We start from the raw sequence: 6,157 nt of genomic DNA on the forward strand, positions 1-6,157 counted from the left end.
GGACCACGCCCGCGCGGTACGTGTTTCCGAAGGCCTCGAATACGGCATGGTCGGCCACAACACCGGCCTGATCTCCAACGAGATGTCGCCCTTCGGCGGCGTGAAGCAATCCGGCCTCGGCCGCGAGGGCTCGAAGTACGGCATCGAGGAATATCTCGAGATGAAGTACATCTGCTCGGCGATCTGAACGGATCGCCACCCATCATGAGACGTCGCTGGAAGCGCTAAAAACCCGCCTGCGTTTTGCGCTTTTGCGTCCGGCAAACATCGCGCGGCTGCCGCCGCCCGGTTGAGCTGCCTTCTTGTGGGGACCGAAATGGACCGAGGCACGGGCGGTGGTGGAGAACCGGCCGTGCCTCGGGTTGCCGCGCAGGGAGGTCAGCGCATCTTTGCGATCCTGTGGCGCAGCCAGCCGGATGCGAGTTCGGCAAGCAGCACGAGGACGATGATGGTGAGCAGGATGGCCGCGACGCGGGTGTTTTCGAGCTGCTGCGTCGTACGCTTGAGATACCAGCCCATGCCGCCGCCGCCGAAAAAGCCGACCACGGTCGCCGCGCGGAAGGCGACGTCCCAAGTGTAGATCGCAATGCCGGTGAAAGCGACGCGGATCTGCGGCAGCACCGCATACTGGAACACCTGCAGGTTGCTCGCTCCCACCGAACGCAGCGCCTCAACCGGGCCCATGTCGATCGCCTCGAGCTCGTCAGCGAACAGCTTGCCGGCGAAGCCGACGCAGAACACGGTGAGCGCGAGTGTGCCCGCCAGCATGCCGAAACCGAGCACGGTGACGAACAGGATCGTCCAGATCGTCTCGTGAATCGAGCGGCTGCCCATGATGGCGAAGCGACCGAGCGGATAGGCGATGCGGCGGCTGATGGTGATGTTGCGCGCCGCCATCCAGGCAAGCGGGATCGCTAGGACCACGCCGAAGAAGCCGCCCAGCAGCGACATCTCGATCGTGCGCAGCACCGAATGCAGGAAGCTGTCATCGAGAACATAGTCGATGTCCGGCGGGAAGTAGCGGGTGGCCAAAATCTCCCACAGCCGCGGGAAAGCGCCGATGATGCGGTAGAGGTCAATGTTGAGGAAAGCGATTGACCACGACAGGAAGGCAAGCACCGCGATCAGAACCGCAAAGCGGATTGTCGAGCGCGGATGCTTGTAGCGCGACCACCTGCGAACCGGGGCGGGCATGTGACCGTCAGCTGAAATGGCTGTCATCTGCGCCTCCTCCTAGATCACGGCCTTGCGGGCATAGTGGGAGATGACCTCGCCAATGGCGATCAGCACCAGCACCGCCAGCACCACCAGCGTGACGCCGCCATAGTTGAACATCGCCATCTGCCGGAAGAAGACGAGGCCGAGACCACCCGCGCCGACCAGTCCCATGATTGCGGAGCGGCGAATGTTGATGTCCCATTCGAAGATGATCGTGCCGATCACCACCGGCAGGATCTGCGGCAGGATGCCGTAATACATGACCTGGAACTGGTTGCCGCCGACGGCGCGGATCGCTTCGACCGGCTTGGGGTCGATGTTCTCAATGGCTTCCGCCGTGATCTTCGAGATGAAGCCGACCGAGCGCATGGCGACCGCGAGGATGCCGGGCAGCGCGCCGAGGCCGACAGCGCCGACGAACAAGAGCGCCCAGATGATCTCGTGGATCGAGCGCGACAGCACCATCAGGAAGCGGCCGAGCGGATAGAAGATGTAGCGGTTTGGCGTGACGTTGTAGGCGCCGAACCAGGCGACCGGCAGCGAGAAGACGCAGCCGAGCAGCGTGCCAAGCGTCGCCATCATCATCGTCTCGAGCGCCGGTACGATCAGCGAGGGGACCAGCCCCCAGTCGATCCAGAAGAAGCGCTCGAGCGTGCCAATGATGCCGAGCGCGCCGCCCATGCGCGCCCAGTCAGTGTCCACCATTACGGTGTCCCAGATGCACCAGCCCAGTACGACGGCGATGCACGCGGCGATCACCCAGTTATTGACCCGGCGCCGGCGCTTGCGCTCGACATAGGAAAGATACGGCGCGCCCTGAAGCCCGACGGCGGCAACCATCACAGCACCTCCATCGCATAGATTTCGTCGAGGTCCTGCTTGCGCATGCCCTCGGCCGGCCCGTCGAACTTCTTGTAACCGTCCTGCAGGCCGATGATGCGGTTGCAGGTTTCCAGGGCCAGCTGCACGTCGTGAATGTTGCACAGCACCGGCACCCGGAACTCGCGCGCCAGCTCCTTGATCAGGCGCATTACGTCGCGCGAGATTTTTGGGTCGAGCGCGGAGGTCGGCTCGTCGAGGAGCAGGATTTCCGGCTTCTGCATGAGCGCGCGGGCGATGCCGACACGCTGGCGCTGGCCGCCGGACAGTTCGTCCGCGCGCTTGTCGACATGGTCCTGCAGGCCGACACGCTCGAGCAGCTCCAGCGCCCGCTCGATATCCTCGCGCGGAAACACCTTGAAGAGGCTGCGGAACGCGCCAGTATAGCCGAGCCGGCCGGACAGCACGTTGTCCATCACCGACATGCGATTCACCAGGTTGAACTCCTGGAAGATCATGCCGATCCGCCGGCGCATCCGGCGCAGCTCGCCGCCGTTCAGCTTGCGCACATCCTGGCCGAACAGGATGATGTCGCCGTCGCTTGCCTCGACCAACCGGTTAACGCAGCGGATCAGCGTCGACTTGCCGGCGCCGGATGGGCCAATGACGGCGCAGAAGTCGTCGCCGTCGACGGCAAAATCAATGCCCTTGAGGATCTGAGGCCCGCTCGCCGAGTAGCTTACCTTGAGATTGCGAACTTCCAGTACCGGCACCGGTCTCTCCCTTTCCGCCGGAAGGCCGTTCTCCTCCCGGCCTTCCGCGAAATTCCGTTCGTGTCTCACTTGCCTTCCGCCGCCTTCTCAGCTTCGACCAGCATGCGGATGATGTCGTAGTCCTTGTCCTCCATCGGCACGAACTTCGTCGACTTGATGCCGTCGAACAGCGGTTTGGCGTCGGGATTCTCGTGCAGCGTCAGGAAGGACTCCCGGATCGCGGCCTTGATCGGCTCGCAAAGATCGTTGCGATAGACCATCGGGTCCTGCGGAATGATGTCGGATTCCCAGAGGACGCGGAAGTCCGAAGGCTTGGCCAGCTCGCGGTCGATGACGTTGTCGAGGCGGTGGGTGGCGACGAAGGCGCTGTCGACGCGTCCTTCCTTCACGGCAAGCGCCGACTGGTCATGGCCACCGGTATAGACGACGCGCGAGAAGTACTGTTCGATTTCCGGGCCGGTCTTGACCACCTCGCCGAACACCATGCGCGGCATCAGGTTTCCGGAGGTGCTGGCCGGATCGGCAAGGCCGACGACGGTGCCCTTGAGGGAATCGATGCTGTCGAACTTGGACTCAGCGCCAACAAGCAGCACCGCGCGGTAGCCCGGGCCTTCCTCCTGGAAGTGGCCCTTGGTCTTGGTGTAAGTAGCGAAGACTTCGAGCTTCGGGTCCTTTTCGTGCGCCAGCACGTAGGAGTTCGGGCCGTGCACGCCCACATGCACCCAGCCATTCACCATGCCCTCGATCACCGAGGCGTAGGAGGTCGGCATGAAGAACTCGATGCTCTTGCCGGTCTTCTCCTTCATCGCCTTCAAAAGCGGCTGGTAGATGTCGAGCTCCTGCGTGGTCTCCTCGGTCGGGATGATCGAGAACACCAGCTGGCCGGGATCAACGCATTCCTGGGCATAAGCGTGGGCAGAAATACCTGCGACGGCGGTCGCTGCCGCAAGCGTGGCAGCAAATTTCCTCAGCGACTTCATCTTCTCCTCCATGATGACAAAAGTCGGGGGCTATTGTTCGGCTTCTCCTCCCGGCCGCTCCCCTATGCGGCCGATGCCTTTTCCTCCAGCCCGGCAGCGACCAGCAGTTCCTGCCGCTCACCGATGAAGTTCTGTCCGCGCTCTCCCTCGAAGGCGCTTTCGATCAGTTCCCGCCACTCGGCTTCCTCAATTCCATAGTGACGATAATCCGTCGCAACCCCAAGTTTCGAGAGGGTTGTCTCAAGGCGTTCTGCCGCGCCAGCCGCATCGCACCCGAAAATCGCGCGCAGGCCCTCCTCGCAAATGCCGCCATGGCCGGCGACGCTGCGGATGATCATTGGGAGGCTGAACGAACAGGCAATGCCATGCGGCACACCGTGGCGCAGGGTGATCGGATAGGAAAGCGAATGGGCAATTGCCGTCTTGGTGTTGGAGAAGGCAAAACCGGCCAGCGTGGCCGCCCGCGCCATGCGCTCGCGCAACTGCGGGTTGCGCAGGTCGCCCGCGAGAGCGGGCAGCGTCGACAGTACGCCGCGCGCGGCGGCCACTGCATGCGCCATCGACACGGGGTTGGCGTTGCGGTTCCAGAGGCTTTCGAGCGAGTGGGAGAGGGCGTCGAGGCCAGTCTGGATCGTCAGGTCCTTCGACTTGCCGATCATCAGCGCGGGATCGACCAGCGCATATTGCGGATAGAGCGCGGGATGGGCGAGCGAATATTTCACGCCGTTCGCGTTGTCCCAGACCGTGCCCCAGCAGGTTACCTCGCTGCCGGTCCCCGCAGTCGTCGGCACGGCGATCAGCGGCCAGGGATTGATTGTGTCGGCACTTGCGCGCTTCTTGAGATACGCCTCCATCGCGTCGAAGTTGCCGCGCGCGGCGGCAAACACCTTGGCCGAGTCGATCACCGAGCCGCCGCCGAGCGCGACGATCACCTCCGGCGCCGTCTTAAGCCCGGTAAAGCGTGCCGTCTGGTGCCGCAGGTGGTCGATGTCCGGATTGGGCGCAATGTCGTCGATGATCAGCACCGGCTCACCTGCGCGCTTCGCCAGCTCCTCGGTCAGCCCGCGGAAATAGGGCTCACCGTAGGTGACCAGCGCATAGCTGCGGCCTGAAATCAGGTTGCAGAGCTCGGAGAAGCTTCCCTGACCGAAACGAACATCGACTGGGTTGCGATAAGACCACACGACACTTTCCTGAGTTGTTTTCATTCAGGTGCAGAAAGGTCGCCGACATTCGGTCCATTGACTAATACAAATCCTGTGTGATTAGCATAGACCGTGTCTATAGTTTTCACCCACCTCCGCTCCTTCAATGCAGTCGCCGAAAACGGCGGCTTTACTGCGGCCGCGCAGGCGCTGAACATCAGCCAGCCGACTGTGACGACGCAGGTACGCGACCTTGAAGAACGCTACGGTGTCGAGCTTCTGGTGCGGCGCGGCCGGCGCGTCGAGCTCACCGATACGGGCGCCGCGCTCTACGAGATCAGCCGCCGCATCATGCGCCTGCACGAAGAGGCGAGCGAGCTTCTGCAGAACAGCGGCCACATGACGATCGGCGCGCTGCGGGTCGCCGCTGTCGGCCCGTTCCACGCCACCGAAATGGTCGCGCGCTTCCTGCAGGACTATCCGCAGATCAACGTGTCGATGCTGCTCGGCAATTCCGACCAGACGCTGCAGCGGATCCTCGAACTGGAAGCGGACGTCGCCATCCTCGCCCATGTTATTGATGATCCGCGCGTTTTCTCGATCCCCTTCAGTACCCACGAGGTCGTCGTCTTCGTCGATACCGACCATCCCTGGGCCGGACGGGACACGGTGAAGATCGGCGAGCTTGCCACGCAGCGGCTGATCCTGCGCGAGACCGGTTCGACCACCCGGCGCGCGCTGGCGCAGGCGGCCGAGGCCGCGAATGTCGAGATCCGCCCGTTCCTCGAGATTGGCAGCCGCGAGGGAATCTGGAAGGCGGTCGAGCGCGGGCTCGGCATCGGCGTCGTCGCCGACTTCGAGTTTGTGCCGCATCCCCGCCTTACCACGATCCGTTTTGCCGATGCCGACGTGCGCACCGAGTACCGGCTCGCCTGCCTGCAGGAGCGGCGCCAGGCGCCGCGCATTGCCGCCTTCTTCCGCTCAGTCCTTGGGAAGAACATCGCGCTCGACCCATAGTCTACTTCAATAGGAAGCATCCAGAATAACGATTTGGCGAATGGGTGCTCGCCTCGTTAGGCTACTGCTCGAAGAAGCAATTCGAGGCTGAGGATATGAACCAGCACACTCCCGTCAGCGTCACTGCCAATGGCCGGGACTATTCATGGCCGCGCGTCTGCGCGATTGCGATCTGCCTTGACGGCTGCGAGCCGGCCTATCTCGA

7 protein-coding genes are annotated in these 6,157 nt (G+C 63.1%); 2 read left to right on the forward strand and 5 right to left on the reverse strand.

All coding sequences use genetic code 11. From position 1 onward, the window contains the following. Nucleotides 1-187, forward strand: a 187-nt coding sequence (locus L630_RS21995; protein ID WP_034331157.1) for an aldehyde dehydrogenase family protein, incomplete at its 5' end; no start/stop codon positions are given. A 191-nt stretch (nucleotides 188-378) separates the two neighbouring features. Here L630_RS21995 and phnE (L630_RS0120260) read toward each other — a convergent pair. The 5 genes from phnE (L630_RS0120260) to psrA all read right to left on the reverse strand — a co-directional run bounded on the left by phnE (L630_RS0120260) (nucleotide 379) and on the right by psrA (nucleotide 4,974). Then, complete coding sequence (phnE, locus tag L630_RS0120260) at nucleotides 379-1,221, reverse strand: phosphonate ABC transporter, permease protein PhnE (RefSeq protein WP_024850000.1); 843 nt, start codon at nucleotides 1,219-1,221, stop codon at nucleotides 379-381. A 12-nt stretch (nucleotides 1,222-1,233) separates the two neighbouring features. Continuing rightward, the gene (phnE, locus tag L630_RS0120265; RefSeq protein ID WP_024850001.1) at nucleotides 1,234-2,058 is read right to left on the reverse strand and encodes a phosphonate ABC transporter, permease protein PhnE; all 825 of its coding nucleotides are present in this window, start codon (nucleotides 2,056-2,058) and stop codon (nucleotides 1,234-1,236) included. Further along, nucleotides 2,058-2,810 carry a phosphonate ABC transporter ATP-binding protein gene (gene phnC / locus L630_RS0120270; RefSeq protein ID WP_024850002.1) on the reverse strand — a complete coding sequence of 251 codons (753 nt, stop codon included), beginning with the start codon at nucleotides 2,808-2,810 and terminating at the stop codon, nucleotides 2,058-2,060. Before phnC ends, phnE (L630_RS0120265) begins: the two co-directional genes overlap by 1 nt. Before the next feature lie 65 nt (nucleotides 2,811-2,875). Beyond that, complete coding sequence (locus tag L630_RS0120275; RefSeq protein WP_034331163.1) at nucleotides 2,876-3,790, reverse strand: phosphate/phosphite/phosphonate ABC transporter substrate-binding protein; 915 nt, start codon at nucleotides 3,788-3,790, stop codon at nucleotides 2,876-2,878. A 62-nt stretch (nucleotides 3,791-3,852) separates the two neighbouring features. After that, nucleotides 3,853-4,974, reverse strand: a complete 1,122-nt coding sequence (gene psrA / locus L630_RS0120280; RefSeq protein ID WP_024850004.1) for an iron-containing alcohol dehydrogenase PsrA — start codon at nucleotides 4,972-4,974, stop codon at nucleotides 3,853-3,855. 93 nt (nucleotides 4,975-5,067) lie between these two features. Here psrA and L630_RS0120285 point away from each other — a divergent pair, with 93 nt between their 5' ends. Further along, nucleotides 5,068-5,952, forward strand: a complete 885-nt coding sequence (locus tag L630_RS0120285) for a LysR substrate-binding domain-containing protein (RefSeq protein ID WP_024850005.1) — start codon at nucleotides 5,068-5,070, stop codon at nucleotides 5,950-5,952. The last annotated feature ends 205 nt before the right edge of the window (nucleotides 5,953-6,157 follow it).

The organism is Aminobacter sp. J41 (assembly GCF_000526635.1).
Lineage (GTDB): Bacteria > Pseudomonadota > Alphaproteobacteria > Rhizobiales > Rhizobiaceae > Aerobium.